Raw genomic sequence first — 17,459 nt, forward strand, 5'->3', positions numbered from 1 at the left:
AGATTTGTGGGTCGTTTTTTGATTTAATACATGGGTGCTAATAAGCCTAATCAAAAGGTTATGTGACCTCGAGCTGTTTACGATGGAGCCTGAGCTGTGAGTAATTTCTTTGGAAAATTGAAAGAGTTTGTCGGCATCCCTGGCGCAGATGAATTTGACGATTACGACGACGATTTAGATATGACCGGAGATGAATATGCCAGTGCCTACGAGCCGCCGGACGATCGGCCCATCGGCGAAGAGAGAGTTCAAACTCAGATGCCGTCGGATGCAGATCGGATGAGATCCGTGTCTGGCGCGGCGGGAAGCGGCATGAGCAATGTTGTCGGCATGCCGGGTGCGGGCCGCTATTGGGGCAGCAATGCGGCAGAGGTTCTCGTATTAGAACCTCGCGCTTTTGAGGAAATGCCTCAAGTGATTCAGGCTCTGCGGGAGCGCAAGTCGGTCGTCCTCAATCTGTCTTTGATGGAACCCGCCCAAGCTCAGCGCTCCGTTGACTTTGTAGCAGGTGCGACCTTTACGATCGACGGCCATCAAGAACGGGTTGGGGAGAACATCTTTTTGTTTACGCCCAGCTGTGTTGAGGTTCGAACCCAGGCTGGCGTGATTCACGAGGCACCTCAGACAACGGCAACTCCCTCGCGCATGTCTGCAAACCCTTGGACCGATCCCGTTTTAAGTGCGATTGCCCAGTAAGGAACGCTCTGCAGGACGCTCAGTCGGTTGAAATAGATTTTGCGGTCTGACACTCATCCTACAGCGAGATCTATTTCAACGCAGTTTCCCTCCCCAACTATGATATTGCCTCAGTTTCCCCATCACACAGCTCAGGGCACATCCAAGCAGCTCGGCATCATTGGAGGAGGGGTTATGGCTGAGGCAATTTTGTCTCGTCTCATCGCCCAAGAGATCTACCCTGCCGCCGAGACGATCGCGAGTGACGTTTCCAGCGATCGCCTTGCGGTTCTCCGACAGACTTACGGCATCGAAACGACGCCGAGCAACCTTGAGGTGGCTCGGGTTGCGTCGACTGTTTTACTGGCCGTCAAACCTCAGACGCTGGCTAGTATTGCGGCTGAGTTTGAAGGAGCAGAGGTTGCTTGCGACCTTTGGCTCTCTATTTTGGCGGGCGTTCCGCTCTCAAAGTTAGAGGGTGCTCTGGGGAATCGTGCCATCATCCGAGTCATGCCCAATACGCCAGCCCTTGTGGGTGCGGGCATTACGGCCCTCGCGCCGGGAAAATTCGCGTTGCCCGGCCATCTGGCCACTGCAGAAAAGATTTTTGCTGCCGTGGGAGAAGTCCTGACGGTCTCTGAGGCGTGGATGGATGCGATCACCGGACTTTCTGGCTCTGGACCTGCCTTTGTCGCGATCGCCATTGAGGCGCTGACGGACGGCGGCGTCGCAGCAGGTCTTCCCCGGCCCATTGCCGCGAAACTGGCGGTACAGACCGTGCGGGGCACCGCCGAGCTCATGATTCAAGACGATCTGCATCCGGCACTCTTGAAGGATCGGGTGACGAGTCCGGGCGGAACGACCATTGCTGGGGTTGCCAGTCTGGAAGCCTCTGGATTTCGCGCTGCCCTGATTCAGGCGGTGCAGGCGGCTTATCGGCGATCGCAGGAATTGGGCAGGTAGCGGGAGTTTCCCTAAGCTTGGGGCCACGAAACTTCACGAGCTATTTTTAAATTGGCAAGGAGCGCGCGGTCTTCGCTAATGTGGGGAATTTTGAGCTGATTTTCTCCCCTTCCTTGTTTGAGAAGGCGATGGCGCACGGTCTCGAAGCTGCCCCGCTCCAGAATGCGGAGTCCGGGAGAGGGCACCTGATCGCGGCGCATGATTTGATAGTGGCCGTTTTCTTCTTGTAGGACTTCGTCAAAGCGTTGCAGCAGCGCCTCGGGGCGATCCAGACTGGAGTCTGCGCTCAACTCGAGATTGACCCAATAATGGGCGGGAATCTCTCGCTCTGAGAGGGTGACGCAAAAATCTTCGAGGCCGATCCTAAATTCTTGCTGGAGGCGCTGCATGACTTGAATGACGTGAAACTCAGTCGTTTTTTCGCTCGTGGAGTTGAGCAAGCCCCCTAACCGATACCGGAATGCAATCAGTGGGGTTTTTTCGTAGAATCCAACCACTTCTACGACATCGCGAATATCGTACCGATAGAATCCGGCATCGTTGGTGACGAGAATTCGGTAGCGACTGCCAATTTTGACATCCGTCGCCATCAGCGTTTTGGGATGTTCGGCTTCCCATTCGGATTCGGGAATGAATTCGTAGAAGCCGCTCTCAAGGGCCAGGATGCAGCCATCTTCGTTGAGGGCGTGGGCGATGCCAAAGGTGGCCTCAGAGCAGCCATAAACGCCTCCAAATACGGGCGTTTGGCCAAAGTACTCGCCAAAGCGCTGAAAGTAAAAGTCCGACGTTCCGCCCCGTGCGGTGGAGACAAAGGCAAGGTGCGGCCAAGCCCATTGGGGGGTCAACCGCCCGTGGCGGTTGAGAAGCTGCTCTAGCTCCATTGCCCGTTGGGGGTGGGCCGTCCAATGCCGCGTCAATTCGGCCCGGCAGGCGGGGGTTAAATCTAAGGTTTGAGAGAGGGTGCCTGCTTTGAGGTCCTGAATGAGGGCCGCTGCATTCTCTTCTAGGTAGCGGCAGGTGCGCAGCAGCAGCATCGGAAAGTTGGAGGCCATGCTTTGCAGGTTGCGGTTGCGGAGTCCGTAGAGCAGGCAAAGATAGTGGCGGGTGCGGCTATCGGAAATTTGGAGCAAGTCGTAGGGTTGGGCGAATAAGGGCGCTGCCAATTGTTTGCTCATGCGGATGCTTCCGGTGCTGGCCAACCCCAGCTCGATTCCCCCCTCAGTTTTGCCCGCAACGTTTGCCGAATTAGTCACCAGCGCTTTTCCGAGGGAAAGCCCCCGCGCCTTGAGGGCTTCTACCAAAAAGCCGATGCTGACAATATTCGATTTCTGGAGGGCAGTTTGAAAGCGCGGCGAAACTGGAATCCATTTGCGCTGCCCCGTGGTGCCGCTGGTGAGGGTGATAAATCGAATCGGGTCTGGGGTGAGGACGTTGCGCTCTCCGGCACCAGTGCGCTGAATGTCTGATTCGTAGTCTCGGTATTGGGTGACGGGAAGGCGATCGCAAAATTCTTCTGCCGAGCGAATTTCGCCAATGCGGTAGCGTTTGCCGCGCTCGGTGCGACGGTAATGCCGCAGCATACCTTTGAGAAAACGTTCTTGGGTCGCGAACGGATCCCGAGTTCGATCGACAAATCGCGCCGCGCGCTGAGCCGCATAGCGCGTCAAAAGAGGGACATACCAATCAGTCATTCGCATGAAGTATTTAGAGCAAAGTGCCAGGACATTGAAGAGACCTACAGAATTAAACCTATTTTGTCCCTCGGAAGCAACTCAGTCTCTCCTTCGCGCTTCTCACAATTAGGGAATATAGTCTTAAAATTTAGTGAAATTTGCAAATCTCATCATAGAGCCAGTGAATGCATTGCTAGCCAATACTTTGTCAAAAACAACGGTTGTAGATGTACTCAGGCAAAGGGCAGACCGTCAGCCCGAGCAGGTGGGATATACCTATTTGGTGGATGGTGAAACCCAAACGGCAAGCCTGACGTATCGGGCGCTCGACCTTCGGGCTCGGGCGATCGCGGCCCACTTGCAATCCCTCAATGCCCGAGGTTCGAGAGCGCTGCTGCTGTACCCATCCGGATTAGCGTTCGTCGCTGCATTTTTTGGATGCCTCTATGCCGGGGTCACTGCGGTTCCGGCTTACCCGCCCCAACAAAATCAGACGAAACGCAGGCTTCAGTCTATTGCCGCAGACGCCCAAGCGACGTTTGCACTCACGACGTCTGCGTTGCTGGCGGAGAGCCAGACGCAATTTGCTGGCGCGCGAGGGCTTCCGCAACTTCACTGGATTGCGACGGATGACCTGACAGATTCGGCGGCTTCAGATTGGCAAAGGCCAACTTTGGATGACGGCGCGATCGCCTTATTGCAATACACGTCGGGTTCTACGGGAGTGCCGAAAGGGGTAATGATTTCCCACGAAAATTTGCTCCACAACGCCGCGACGATCCAGCATTGTTTCCAGGACGGAGAAGACAGCATCGGCGTCTCCTGGCTGCCCCCCTATCACGACATGGGATTGATTGGCGGAATTTTGCAGCCGCTCTCCATCGGGCGACCGATGGTTTTGATGTCGCCGATGGCCTTTTTGCGGAAGCCCGTGCGGTGGCTTCAGGCTATTTCTCGCTATCGCGCCACCACCAGTGGGGGACCCAATTTTGCCTACGAACTTTGCGTCAAAAAGATCTCCCCTGCCGAGCTTGAAACATTGGATCTCAGCAGTTGGCAAGTGGCCTTTAACGGGGCCGAGCCGATTCGCCCTCAAACCCTAGAATCTTTTGCCAAAACGTTTCAACCTTGCGGATTCCACAGCGCTGCCTTTTATCCCTGTTACGGGATGGCCGAAGCAACGCTCATGATTGCGGGCGGGACTAGAATGAAGCCGCCTGAGATTTGCACAGTCGATCCGGTCGCCCTTAAGGACAAGCGAGTCATTCCCGTTGCGGAAACGCTTCAAAAAGTACGCAAGGTGGTGGGTTGTGGCCGAGCCAGGCTCGAACACAGGGTGGCGATCGTCGATCCAGTCTCTACCGTACCGTGCGGGGCATCTGAAGTGGGCGAGATTTGGGTGTCGAGTGCGAGCGTAGCTCGGGGCTACTGGAACCAACCCCAAGAGACCGAGCGAGTTTTCAAGGCTTATTTGAGCGACACTGGCGAAGGTCCTTTTTTGCGGACTGGGGACTTGGGGTTTATGCGGGCAGGCGAGCTGTTTGTCACCGGTCGCCTGAAGGAACTGATTATCATTCGGGGTCGCAACCACTATCCCCAGGATATTGAATGGACCGTTCAATCCAGCCATTGCGCGCTGCGCGCGGGCGGCGGCGCTGCCTTTTCGATCGAAGCAAACGGCGCGGAACGCCTCGCGATCGTTCAAGAGGTGGAGCGCGGCTTTTTGCGGCAGCTCCCCGTCGCAGAAATCTGCGCTGCCATCCGACGGTCTGTATCGGAGCAGCACCAACTTCAGATTTCTGCGATCGCCCTCTTGAAACCGGGCAGCATTCCCAAAACATCGAGCGGCAAGATTCAGCGCGCGGAATGTCGCGCTCAGTTTCTGGCTGGTGGTCTAGACCCTCTGGCATCCTGGAGCGAGAGTACCGTTGACGTTCGACAGGTTCAAGCAGCGGCGGAAGCGATGCTCAAAACCTTGAGCGCGCGGAGTGGGCGATCGCCCGAATCGAGCGCGATCGAACTGCCGAGCCAGGCAAACCAGGCTGCGCTGGGCGTTCCCCCCATGCCAGAAGCCATTGAAACTTGGATTACAGCAAACCTCGCCCTCTATCTCAAAATCTCGCCGGAGGAGATAGACCTTTCGGAACCGTTCTCCCACTACGGGTTAGATTCATCGATTGCCGCGAGCCTGGCGACCGAGCTATCCAACTGGTTGGGTCGGGAACTAGACCCGACTTTATTCTGGGAATATCCCAGCATTGAGGCTCTAGCCCAGCACTTAGGCACCAGCACTTAGCAAAAGTCACGCTCCTCAAGCCTGACGAAACCGCCAGCGCCGCTCAGCGGATCGCGAACGGACGATCTCGAAGCTGCATCGCGAGATTTGCCACGCCTTAAGCTCCAAAATTCTCTCTGCAGGTGCTCCATAGCTTAATTTCAAGATCTAGTCGTTATAATGACGTAAAAACTTTGCCGGACAGAATCGCAATGCAACCTTCGGGCTTATCCTGCGTCATTGCGGTTCAGTTGCGGTGGAGGGGATGTGTCGTGTTTGACCAGCAGTATATTCTTATGAGAACAGTTCAAGTTATGAGACTGAAGAGATAGAGACCCCCTCAGTTGCTAATTTTTAAGTCTTAAATTTTTAAGGTCTGGTCGGAACAAGATGCATAAAGAACCTATTGCTGTAATTGGGATTGGATGTCGTTTGCCGGGGGCCAATAATCCGCAGGAATTTTGGAAATTGCTCCACGATAACGTGGATGCCATTTCTGAAGTCCCTCCATCCCGATGGGATCTCAATGCTTTTTACGATCCAGACCCAACCCAGCCTCACAAAATGAATACGCGGTGGGGCGGCTTTTTAGAAAATGTCGATCGGTTCGATCCGACGTTTTTTGGCATTACCCCTCGCGAAGCCAACACGATCGATCCCCAACAGCGACTAATTTTAGAAGTTGCGTGGGAAGCTCTAGAAGATGCCGGACAGGTCCCGCAGCAGTTGTCGGGGTCGAAAACAGGTGTTTTTATCGGCATTTCGAGTCACGACTATTCTTCTCTCGTCACCAGCGACGATCCCTACGCGCTTACGGGCAATGTAAATTGCATTGCAGCCAATCGGATCTCCTATGTCTTTAACTTCAGAGGTCCCAGCCTAGCAGTCGATACCGCCTGCTCTTCCTCCTTGGTTGCCGTCCACCTTGCCTGTCAGAGCATTTGGAATCAGGAAAGTACGCTGGCCTTGGCCGGGGGGGTGCAGGTCATTTTATCGGCGGATTTATCCGTGAGCTTTAGCAAGGCGGGTTTGATGGCACCGGACGGTCGGTGTAAGCCCTTTGATGCCAAAGCCAATGGCTACGTCCGCAGCGAAGGGGCGGGGACGGTGCTGCTGAAACCGCTCTCTCAAGCCCAAAAGGACGGGGATCGGATTTATGCAGTGATTCTCGGCACGGCGATGAACCAAGACGGACGCAGTAACGGTTTGTCGGCACCCAATCCAGAGGCCCAGGAAGCGGTAGTGCGAGAGGCTTACGCTCGCGCTGGGGTTTCGCCAGGGCAGGTGCAGTACGTAGAAGCCCACGGCACGGGGACGAAATTGGGCGACCCGATGGAGTTGAAGGCGCTTGGCGCGGTACTGGCCGAGGGGCGCGCTGCGGGCGATCGCTGTGTCGTAGGCTCGGTCAAGGCCAATCTGGGCCACTCGGAAACTGCGGCAGGCATTACGGGATTGATCAAGGTTGCCCTGGCACTCGAGCACCAGCAGATCCCGGCTAGCCTGCATTTTCAAGACCCGAATCCTTACATTGATTTCGACGCGCTCCAACTGCGAGTGCAGCAGACCTTAGAGCCTTGGCCCTATCGAGAGGGGGCGGCGATCGCCGGGATCAATTCCTTCGGGTTTGGCGGGACCAACGCCCATGCGGTCCTTCAGGAAGCGCCGAGCCAGACACCTGCGTTTAAGTACGCTAGCGTCAATAGACCCTGGCACCTGCTGGCGCTGACGGCCAAAAGCGAGCCAGCCTTGCGCGAGCTGAGTTCGCGATATCAAACCCTATTGGCTCAAAATCCGATGCTGTCCTTGGCGGACGTGTGCCATTGCGCCAATTTGCGGCGATCGCAGTTCAAACATCGACTCGTTGCGGTCGGCGCTTCCAGTGCTGACGTCCAGGCCCAGCTCGCGGCGTTTGCTGCTGGCGAAACCGAGATCGCGGGCCTCTCCGAAGGGCAGATCGTGGGGAAAAAAGCGCCTCGGATCGCCTTTTTGTTCTCGGGACAGGGATCGCAGTACGTGGGGATGGGGAAAGCGCTTTACGAATCTCAGCCGACGTTTAGGCGCATTTTGGACCGCTGCGACGAGATTTTGCGGTCCGAACTCAAGCTATCGCTGCTGTCCGTGCTGTACCCCGAAGCAGAGGGGCAAAGCCCGATTGACGATACCGCCTATACCCAACCCGCGCTGTTTGCGCTGGAGTATGCCCTGACCCAGCTTTGGCTTTCCTGGGGGATCGCACCTGCGGTAGTGATGGGTCACAGCGTGGGAGAATACGTGGCGGCCTGCATTGCGGGCGTGTTCAGCCTTGAAGATGGCTTAAAGCTCATTGCAGCGCGGGGCCGTCTGATGCAGGCACTGCCCCAGAACGGCGCGATGGTCTCCGTGCTGGCAGAGGAGGCTCGGGTTGCAGCAGCGGTGCGGCAGTATGAAGGGTCGGTGGCGGACTCTGGGTGCGTAGCTATCGCCGCCATCAACGGCCCCCAGAGTATCGTCATTTCCGGCGAGCAGACGGCCATTGCAGCCATCGTCGCGGCGCTAGAGGCCGAGGGCATCAAGACGAAGCCGCTTCAAGTATCCCACGCGTTTCACTCGCCCTTGATGGAGCCGATGCTGGCCGAATTTGCCCGCGTGGCTTCGGAGGTGGCCTACGCCCGCCCCCGCACGAGCTTGATTTCAAACCTGACTGGCGACCTCATCGGGCCAGAAATTGCGACGCCTGAATATTGGTGTTTGCACGTGCGCCAGCCAGTGCGGTTTGCGGCCAGCATGGAGACCCTCCAGCGCCAAGAGTATAAAATTTTCCTGGAAATCGGGCCGAAGCCCGTGCTGTTGGGGATGGGACGGACCTGCCTCCCCGAGGGCGATCGCCTGTGGCTTCCCAGCCTGCGACCGGGCCAACTGGACTGGCAGCAGATGCTTCAGAGCTTGGGCGCGCTCTACCTGCACAATGCAGGCGTAGATTGGGCCGGGTTCGATCGCGACTACGTTCGCCAGTGGGTGAATTTGCCCACCTATCCCTTCCAGCGCCAGCGCTACTGGTGGGCGGATGAAGATTTAAGGGCCGTCAGTTCCAACCGCTCGCCCGCACTCGCGCCTGCCGGGCAGCAACCGCTGCACCCGCTGCTCGGGGTTCGACTTCCCTTGGCCGGAACGTCAGAGCTGCGGTATCAATCGCAGTTGAGCGGGCGATCGCCTGCCTACCTCCAAGATCACTGCGTCTTGCAGCAGCCCGTTTTGCCAGCTTCGGCCTATATCGAAATGGCGGCAGCAGCGGCACTTCAAGTTTTTCAAGACAGTCCTTGGCAGATCGAAGACGTTACCATCGAGCAACCGTTGCTGCTCCATGACAAGGATCCGGTCGCGCTCCAACTCCAGCTCGTCCCAGAGGGGCCGTCCGGCTATGGATTTCAAATTTTTAGCCTGCCTCGCGAGCTCGATTCCGCCCAACCTGCCTCCATCCGCCATGCCGCAGGTAAGATCGCATTCAGCCCTTCGTCGGCTCAGGTTGAGGCTCCAGCACTAGACCAAGTCCGAGCGGACTGTCCTGAAGAGATCGCCATTGCAGGCTATTACCGCCATCTCCAGGACCGGGGACTCCATTACGGCCCCAGTTTTCAGGGCGTGCGGCAGCTTTGGAAGGGCAATCGGCAAGCGCTAGGCTGGATTCAGCTTCCTCAGGAACGAGGAGCAGAGGCCGAGGGGTACACCCTTCACCCCGCACTGCTCGATGCCTGCTTTCAGGTTTTGGGAGCGGCAGATCTAGACAGTCAGGAAACCTTCTTGCCCGTCAGTCTGGGGCGATTGCAGGTCTACAGTCGGGATGCCCGCGACGTGCTGTGGTGTCACGTCCGGTTGCGGTCTTTTGAGGCAAAACAGGTCCGGGCGGATTTGGACTTATTCGATGCGGCGGGGGTTAGGGTGGCTGCCCTAGAAGGTTTTACCCTTCGCTCCGTCAATCGCCGGATGCTGCAGCGGTTGCTGCAACAGGATGTCGATCTCAAACAGTGGCTGTATGAAATCGTCTGGCAGCCCAGTCCTCGCATCGAACCGCCTGCGGAAGCGTCCTTGGAAGGGCGATCGCCCAAAACCTGGCTTATTTTTGCAGACGATCGCGGCGTTGGCGCTCAGTTGAGCCATCAATTGCAAGCCCAAGGAGAGTCTTGCGTTTTGGCCTTTGCTGGCGATCGCTTCGAGCGGATCGACCCGCACGCCTATCGCATCGATCCGGCAAACCCCGAAGATTTCCGATCGCTGCTTCAGGACTTTCAGACTTCCGATCGCATGCTGTCTGGGGTCGTGCATCTGTGGAGCTTGACGGAGCCGACCGAACATCCTCGCTCTGCGGCAGATCTCGACGCAGCCCAGCTTCGAAGCTGCGGTAGCGCGCTGCATTTGGTGCAAGCGTTGGGTCAATCCAGCTTTGCAGAATTTCCCCGCTTGTGGCTGGTGACTCAGGACGCTCAAGCCATTGGTGCTGCGAGCGCGCCGCCTCAGGTGCAGCAATCTTCCCTGTGGGGCTTGGGACGCACCATCGCCTTGGAGTATCCCAATCTCCACTGCACGTGCCTGGATTTGGATTCGGATTTGGATCGCCTATCTGCCGTCGTCGCGGATCTTCGGTTCCCGGATGGGGAGGATCGGATTGCCTATCGCCAGGGCGAACGTCATGTCGCGCGCCTCGTTCGCCACGAGACCGATCGAAACGGCCCGCTTCAACGTCCTGACGGTAGCGCTGCCTTTCAACTCAAAATTTCGAGCTACGGCATTCTCGAAAACCTAATGCTGGCTCCCTCCAGCCGTCGCGCGCCTGGACGCGGGGAAGTAGAGATTCAGGTGGAAGCCGCCGGTCTTAACTTCCGCGATGTTTTGAATGCTTTGGGAATGCTTCAGGCTTATTTGGAGCAAATGGGCCTGTCCGATGCCGCAGATGTCCCCTTTGGCGGGGAATGTGCGGGGCGCATTGCAGCCATCGGAGAAGGGGTTGAAGGATTCGAGATCGGAGATTCGGTCATTGCCGCCAACGCGATCGGCAGTATGGCGAACTTCGTCACCGTTCCCGCCCAATGCGCGATCCGCACGCCGGAACATCTCAGCGCAGCAGAAGCGGCGACGATTTCGACGGCATTTTTAACCGCTTACTACGGTCTGCATCATTTAGCAAAAATTCAAGCGGGCGATCGCGTCCTCATTCACGCCGCAGCGGGCGGCGTCGGACAGGCAGCGGTCCAACTCGCGCAACGGGCAGGCGCTCGGGTTTTTGCGACGGCTAGCCCTGGCAAGTGGGACTTCTTGCAAAGCATGGGGGTCGAGCATACCTTCAACTCGCGCACCTTAGATTTTGCAGCGGAAATTTTGGAGCTGACCGAGGGGCAGGGGATCGATATCGTCCTCAACAGCCTCAACGGCGACTTTATTCCCAAGAATCTAGAGGTATTGGCCCCCCAGGGTCGATTCGTCGAAATTGGCAAGCTGGGCATTTGGGAGGCGTCCGAAGTTCGCGCTCAGCGGCCAGATGTATCTTATTTTCCCTTCGACCTGTTAGAAGTCTCGCTGCGCGATCCGGCTTTGTTTGCCTCCATGCTGCGGGATGTGATGGAGGCATTCGAGCGGCGGCAGCTTCAGCCCTTGCCCCATCAGGTTTTCCCCATTGAGGAAGCCGTCAGCGCCTTCCGGCACATGGCCCAAGCCAAACACCGGGGTAAGGTGGTGCTGTCCGTGGCCGAGCATCCCCCCACTAGGGCGATCGCGCGGGAGGACGGGACCTACTTGGTAACGGGCGGCCTGGGTGCGTTGGGGTTGCAACTGACCCGTTGGTTGGTGGAGCGAGGCGCAAAAACACTGGTATTGGTGGGGCGCAGCGCCCCTTCGGAAGCGGCACGGCAAGCCATCGCCCGCCTCGAGCAAACGGGCGCGCGCGTGCGAGTGTTCCAGGCGGATATCGCCCAACCGACCGCCGTGGCAGAAATGTTTGCAATCCTCCAGCAGTCACTGCCGCCCCTGCGAGGCATTATCCACGCAGCTGGCCTTCTAGATGATGGCATCCTTCAAGGTCAAACCTGGGAGCGCTTCGAACGCGTCATGGGTCCCAAGGTCGCTGGAGCGTGGAACCTCCACGCCCAAAGTCTGGATCTTTCCCTCGACTTTTTTGTCTGTTTTTCTTCCGTTGCAGCGCTGCTGGGTTCGCCGGGGCAAGGCAACTACGCAGCGGCCAATGCCTTTATGGACGGGCTCGCTCACTATCGCCGCAAACTAGGGCTACCGGGGCTGAGCCTGAACTGGGGTCCCTGGGGTGGTGCGGGCATGGCTGCCGAACTGAGCGATCGCGATGCGGCGCGCTTGGCCCTCAGCGGCATTACGCCCCTCGATCCAGACCTCGCGTTGGAAGCATTGGAAGAACTGCTGGCCCAGGATGCCCCTCAAATCGGCGTGGTGCAGGTTGAGTGGGCTAAATTCCTAGATCAGATCTCCAATGGTGCCGTTCCTCCGTTCTTAGAAAACGTTGCGGTGGCAGTGGAAACTGGCGCACAGTCTTACTCGGCTTTCCGGCTTCAGCTAGACGCCGCACCCGCCGAGGAACGTCTGGCTTTACTGACCCAGCACGTCCAGTCTCAAATTGCGAAGGTCATTGGCCTGACCCCAGAAGAGGTGGAACTCGATCGCAGCTTTACAGACTTAGGCATGGATTCTCTCATGGGGATGGAAATGAAGAGTCGGCTCCAGTCCAGCCTCAATTTCTCGTTCCCGATTACCTTAGCGATGGACTACCCTACGGTTGGCGCGCTGATTGCTTACATCGATCGAGAGGTGCTTTCTGCTGGGGCGGTCAGTTCCTCCCCTGGGCAGACACAGCCCAAATCGACACCTCAAAGCCCAACCGCAACGCCTTTAGGGTCCAAGAACGGATCTGTTCCTCAGTCTCGACCTGCGGCTGAAGCTCCGCTCGAGGCATTGGGAAACGGCCATCAGCCGCCTGCAACCCAAGCCAATGGGTCGGTGGCCAATGGGTCGGCGGCCAATGGATCGGCGGCCAATGGATCGGCGCAAACCCAGCCAGCCATTCCGCCAGAATTTTATCAATTCGAACGATCGCCGGAGTATTTGAACTTAAAAGAGTATCTGGAGCAGGGAAAGGAAATTGGCAATCCTTTCTTCACAGTGCACGACGGCATTGCAAACGATACGACGTCTATCGAAGGGCAAGCGGTCGTTAATTACTCCAGCTATAACTACCTGGGCTTGTCCGGGGACGAGGCGGTGTCGGAAGCATCCAAGGCCGCAATCGATCGCTACGGTACGTCTGTTTCCGCCAGCCGGGTGGTGTCTGGAGAGCGCTCGATTCACCAGGATTTGGAGCGGGCGCTCGCCGATTTCTTGGGGACGGAGGACTGTATCGTCTACATTGGCGGACACACGACCAATGTCAGTACGATCGGCCATCTGTTCGGCAAAAACGACCTGATCGTTTGCGATGCCTTCAGCCATAACAGCATTCAAATCGGCTGCGCGCTTTCGGGGGCGACGACCGTTTCGTTCGCACACAATGACGTGCGATCGCTAGAGCAAATCCTTCAAACCCGTCGGCATGGGTTTGAAAAAGTGCTGATTGCGGTGGAAGGCGTCTACAGCACCGACGGCGATTTAGCCCCGCTGCCCGAGATCGTCGAGCTGAAGAAGAAGTATAAGACCTTTTTGCTGGTGGACGAAGCCCATTCTATTGGTGCGGTGGGCCGTCAGGGGCGCGGGGTAGGCGAGCACTTTGGGGTTGCCCGCGCGGATGTGGAGCTGTGGATGGGCACTTTGAGCAAGTCTTTTGCGAGCTGCGGAGGTTACATCGGGGCTTCTAAGGCCATGGTGGAGTACCTCAAATATACGTCGCCCGGATTTGTCTACAGCGTGGGCATGACGCCATCCAACGCCGCTTCTGCACTAGCGGCGCTGCAACGGCTCCAGGCCGAACCCGATCGCGTCACCCGGCTTCAGGCGCGCACGGCGCTCTTTCTATCTCTGGCGAAGGCGCAAGGGTTCGATACAGGACCCAGCCACGATTCTCCGGTGGTGCCGATTATCGTGGGCGACCCCTATAAGGCGGTGGCGCTTTCCCACGCGCTGCTGGATCGAGGGATTAACGCTCAGCCGATGATCTATCCTTCGGTGCCTTACGATGCTGCTCGGTTGCGGTTCTTTTTGAGCTGCGATCATACTGAAGCGCAAATTCGTCAAACCATTTCCGTCCTGGCAGAGGAAATTGCCAAGATGAAGGGAGGGTCGAAGCACGATTGGCTGCACTATTTAATCCGATCGCAGTTCGTCACGCACAGGGCCGCAAGGCAGACAGAGCCATCGGTGTCGAGCTGAGGTCGGGTTGTTGATGGAATGTCTCTATGTCCTTCGAGCGGCATCATGCCATTATCACGGGCGGTTCGAGCGGCATTGGCAAAGCTTTGGCTCTAAAGCTGGCGCGAGCGGGTGCCCATGTCACGCTGATCGCCCGCACGCCTTCAACGCTAGAAGCGGCTAGGGCTGAAATCGAACTGGCACGGAAAGGAGTGGAGCAGCGGGTTTTGGCGCTGACTGCGGATGTGGCTCGTGCCGATCGGGTGATGGCTGCAATTGAAACGGCGATCGCCCAACTCGGCCCCCCGGATATGCTCGTCACCTCAGCCGGAATCGCCCATCCGGGGCATTTTCGAGAGCTGCCGCTGTCGGTCTTCGAGCAAACGATGGCGACGAACTATTTTGGGTCGCTTTACAGCATTCGGGCAGCGTTGCCTGCCATGGAAGCGCGACGCAAGGGCAGCATCGTGCTGATCTCTTCCGGGGCCGGACTGGTGGGTCTTTACGGCTATACGCCCTACAGTCCATCTAAGTTTGCGCTGCGGGGGCTAGCAGAATCTCTGCGGGGCGAGTTAAAGCCCTACGGCATTCACTTGGCGATCGTCTATCCACCGGATACGGATACGCCCCAACTTCAGGCCGAAAATCTGACGAAGCCGCTCGCCACTCAAATGATTACGGCTACGGCGAAAACCTGGACTGCGGATGCTGTCGCGGATGCAATTCTCCGCGGGGTTCGGCAAAAGGCTTTTGCCATTACGCCCGGTTTGGAAATGAGTTTGCTCGCCAAACTCCACAGCGCGATCGCGCCCGGTTTTCAATGGTACTGCGATCGCATGGTTGCAAAGGCAACCAAACGGGAACAGTAATTCTCACGATGAATGAGTCATTCAAACATCGGAACTCGTTTTAGAGATGGAAAGGGACAGCGCGATCGCGCAAATATTCAGCCAGGCGATCTCGCTTCAGCATACCCACTTTTTAAAAAAGGAAGTGTCGAACAGAACCTTCATGTAGATAGGTGGCTCTGAATGCGCTCCTCGCGGAGGTCGTCGATGAGGGTGTCAAGGTTGCCTAAGGGCGGGGTTTCTACAACTAAGGCAGTGCCATGACGATGAACGGTAGGTTTACTGCCAACTGGCTGAAGAATAATGCAGCCATTAGTCACCTCAAGCGTGAGCGATTGGGCAGCAGTGAGTCCTAGCTGTTGGCGGACTTCTAAAGGGATTTCTAATTTTCCGGCGTTGTCGATAGAGATGGTGGCCATAGAATTTTTTCCTGAAGAGGCATTATTCTTAGGTTTCAAAATTGGCCTAGGCCAATAGTAGTCGCGTTGCAAGACTACATCCGATCCTTCCTATTGACAATCGTACCCCAAGCGTCTCATGAGTCTTTTTTAAGACTGTTCAGAATTTTGTGTAAGCGGTCTAAAATCCCTACAACACAGGAGACCGCATTATGCCAAGAACAAAGAAAGAACCCAACCGTACAGATGAGCTGCTAGACGAATTGCTGTTAGATTATCGAACCCCCGACGACATCCTAGGGGAGGGAGGCTTACTCAAGCAACTGAGCCAACGTCTGATTGAGCGTGCCCTATCAGGGGAACTGAACCATCATCTCAAGCCAAACCCTTCAGCCCCCGAAGGCGCCGACCCGGGCGAACCGTCTCGTCCCAATAGCCGAAACGGATACTCCAAAAAGACCGTGCAGTCGCAGCATGGCGAAATGGAACTCTCTATCCCCCGCGACCGCAACGGCGAATTTGAACCTGTCCTGGTACCCAAACATCAACGGCGCTTAGCGGGCCTTGATGAGAAAATCCTAGCGCTGTATTCCCGTGGCCTGAGTACGCGAGACATCAGCGCCCAACTGGAAGAACTCTATGGAGCTCAGATATCAGTAGCGCTCATTAGTGACGTCACCGATAGCGTGAGCGAAGAAGTCAACGCTTGGCAATGTCGTCCCTTGGATGAGGTGTACCCGATCCTGTATCTGGATGCGCTCTACGTCAACCTCAAGGTATCTGGGCGAGTTGCCAAACGAGCCGTCTATGTGGTCTTAGGCATCAATCGCGAGGGCAATAAGGACTTACTGGGGCTATGGACTGGAGAAGCAGAAAGTGAGGGGGCAAAGTTCTGCTTAAAAGTCCTCACAGACCTCAAAAATCGGGGACTTCAGGATATCCTAATTGCCTGTGTCGATGGGTTGAGCGGCTTTCCCCAGGCCATTGAAGCACTTTACCCCAACACTCAGGTTCAACTGTGCATTGTCCATTTAATCCGTAACTGTTTGCGCTATGTGCCTTGGAAAGATAGCAAAGCGGTTGTGGCTGACCTCAAACCCATTTACCAAGCCGCTACCCTCCAAGAGGCAGAAACAGCACTGGATGCCTTTGCGGCTAAGTGGGATGGCCTGTATCCTGCTATCAGCCAAATCTGGATTCGGCATTGGGAAAATGTTATTCCTATTTTTGATTATCCGATGGATATTCGTCGGGTCATCTACACCACCAATGCCATTGAGTCTCTTAATCGCTCTCTGCGTAAGGTCATCAAGACCAAGGCCGTTTTCCCAGATGAGGAGTCTGTGTTTAAGCCGATGTATTTAACGATGAATAATATTGCCAAAAGATGGAGCCGACCTATCAAAAATTGGAAGGCTGCTCTGTCTCATTTTGCTATCCTTTTTCCAGGACGCTTCAATCACTGACCTTTTTCGCCCTTACACAAAATTCCGATCGCTCTCCAGCTTACCATTACTCGACTCAGATGAAATGAAATTGCCATAGTCTCAACCTCCTAAGTATTCGCGAATCGCTGCCTCTAGTTTGGCACCATCCATCGTTACTCTACGTTATTGAGTCGGTTAGACCTTGGGTTTCATGCTTCAACCCAAGCTACCACTGACTAGAAATAGAGGGCCGAAAGGCGATCGCGGATGGCATACAAATTCTGAGGCAGATCTTTCTTCAGGCGTTGCTCAATAGCAATCACCGGAATAGTAGCCTTCGCCCAAACCTCTAAAATGTAGGTCAGTCGGGTTCCGCCCCCATCCGTTTCAGGAACAGACTGAAGCAGCCACTCGCCCGAAAATGACTTGAAATCTCCCTCTACCATCGCAAAGCGAATTGCCGAGGGATATTCCTCCACCATATCTAGGACGACCCGTGCTGAAAACGTCACCACTTTAAGATTTTGGGTGCCGACCTGCTCCACCCGAATGCCGCCGTCTGGATGCGGGACGCGGCAGCTTTTAGCGAGGTTCGGGATAAAGTCTGCTAACGCCTCATAGTCCGTCAAAACGCCCCAAACCTGCTCGATAGGGTGGGAAAGGTAAATTGTGGCCTCAATGCGGCGTTGGCGACCCGCTAGTTTAGAAAGCGTTAGCAGGACTTCACTGCTCAGCGCTTCAGCTTGTTCGGCAACGAGAGGAAGGGTGTCAAGTTCTATCATGGTGGAATCGACGCACAAAGAAAAAGTAAGTTCGCGCAAAAACAGTAGATATACCTATTAGATTAAGGCAAAGACGCATAACTTTAC

Annotated in this window: 9 protein-coding genes; 6 read left to right on the forward strand and 3 right to left on the reverse strand. The window is 56.2% G+C overall.

Going from position 1 to position 17,459, the window contains the following annotated elements:
* Positions 1-96 precede the first annotated feature (96 nt).
* Entirely contained in the window at positions 97-696 is a 600-nt protein-coding gene (locus tag R6H26_RS21710; RefSeq protein WP_404785478.1) for a cell division protein SepF, read from the forward strand.
* A gap of 99 nt (positions 697-795) precedes the next feature.
* Positions 796-1,638 (forward strand): pyrroline-5-carboxylate reductase, encoded by an 843-nt coding sequence (gene proC, locus R6H26_RS21715; protein WP_404785480.1) that lies wholly within the window; start codon positions 796-798, stop codon positions 1,636-1,638.
* 11 nt (positions 1,639-1,649) lie between these two features.
* Here the strand turns inward: proC and R6H26_RS21720 are convergent, their stop codons facing one another.
* A complete protein-coding gene (locus tag R6H26_RS21720) occupies positions 1,650-3,335 on the reverse strand; it encodes a GH3 auxin-responsive promoter family protein (RefSeq protein ID WP_404785482.1) in 1,686 nt (561 codons plus the stop codon).
* Positions 3,336-3,462: 127 nt separating this feature from the next.
* Here R6H26_RS21720 and R6H26_RS21725 point away from each other — a divergent pair, with 127 nt between their 5' ends.
* From R6H26_RS21725 to R6H26_RS21735, 3 genes are all read left to right on the forward strand, one after another.
* Positions 3,463-5,607, forward strand: coding sequence for an AMP-binding protein (locus R6H26_RS21725; RefSeq protein ID WP_404785483.1), 2,145 nt, complete (start codon positions 3,463-3,465; stop codon positions 5,605-5,607).
* A 369-nt stretch (positions 5,608-5,976) separates the two neighbouring features.
* Entirely contained in the window at positions 5,977-13,938 is a 7,962-nt protein-coding gene (locus R6H26_RS21730) for an aminotransferase class I/II-fold pyridoxal phosphate-dependent enzyme (protein WP_404785485.1), read from the forward strand.
* A gap of 26 nt (positions 13,939-13,964) precedes the next feature.
* Positions 13,965-14,786, forward strand: coding sequence for an SDR family oxidoreductase (locus R6H26_RS21735; RefSeq protein ID WP_404785486.1), 822 nt, complete (start codon positions 13,965-13,967; stop codon positions 14,784-14,786).
* Between the two features lie 140 nt (positions 14,787-14,926).
* Here R6H26_RS21735 and R6H26_RS21740 read toward each other — a convergent pair whose 3' ends face one another.
* Positions 14,927-15,184 (reverse strand): hypothetical protein, encoded by a 258-nt coding sequence (locus R6H26_RS21740; protein ID WP_404785488.1) that lies wholly within the window; start codon positions 15,182-15,184, stop codon positions 14,927-14,929.
* Between the two features lie 191 nt (positions 15,185-15,375).
* Between R6H26_RS21740 and R6H26_RS21745 the strand changes: the two genes are divergently transcribed.
* Positions 15,376-16,629 carry an IS256 family transposase gene (locus R6H26_RS21745; RefSeq protein WP_404785490.1) on the forward strand — a complete coding sequence of 418 codons (1,254 nt, stop codon included), beginning with the start codon at positions 15,376-15,378 and terminating at the stop codon, positions 16,627-16,629.
* A gap of 197 nt (positions 16,630-16,826) precedes the next feature.
* Here R6H26_RS21745 and R6H26_RS21750 read toward each other — a convergent pair whose 3' ends face one another.
* Positions 16,827-17,372, reverse strand: coding sequence for an SRPBCC family protein (locus R6H26_RS21750; protein WP_404785492.1), 546 nt, complete (start codon positions 17,370-17,372; stop codon positions 16,827-16,829).
* Between the last annotated feature and the right edge of the window lie 87 nt (positions 17,373-17,459).

The sequence above is a fragment of the Altericista sp. CCNU0014 genome, assembly GCF_044923475.1.
GTDB lineage: Bacteria > Cyanobacteriota > Cyanobacteriia > Thermosynechococcales > Thermosynechococcaceae > JAAURS01.

Bases quoted from the DNA above. Each gene is read 5' to 3' on its own strand.
- R6H26_RS21735 (WP_404785486.1), top strand. From the start codon at position 13,965: ATGTCCTTCGAGCGGCATCATGCCATTATCACGGGCGGTTCGAGCGGC.
- R6H26_RS21730 (WP_404785485.1), top strand. From the start codon at position 5,977: ATGCATAAAGAACCTATTGCTGTAATTGGGATTGGATGTCGTTTGCCG.
- R6H26_RS21745 (WP_404785490.1), top strand. From the start codon at position 15,376: ATGCCAAGAACAAAGAAAGAACCCAACCGTACAGATGAGCTGCTAGAC.
- R6H26_RS21740 (WP_404785488.1), bottom strand. From the start codon at position 15,184: ATGGCCACCATCTCTATCGACAACGCCGGAAAATTAGAAATCCCTTTA.
- R6H26_RS21720 (WP_404785482.1), bottom strand. From the start codon at position 3,335: ATGCGAATGACTGATTGGTATGTCCCTCTTTTGACGCGCTATGCGGCT.
- proC (WP_404785480.1), top strand. From the start codon at position 796: ATGATATTGCCTCAGTTTCCCCATCACACAGCTCAGGGCACATCCAAG.
- R6H26_RS21750 (WP_404785492.1), bottom strand. From the start codon at position 17,372: ATGATAGAACTTGACACCCTTCCTCTCGTTGCCGAACAAGCTGAAGCG.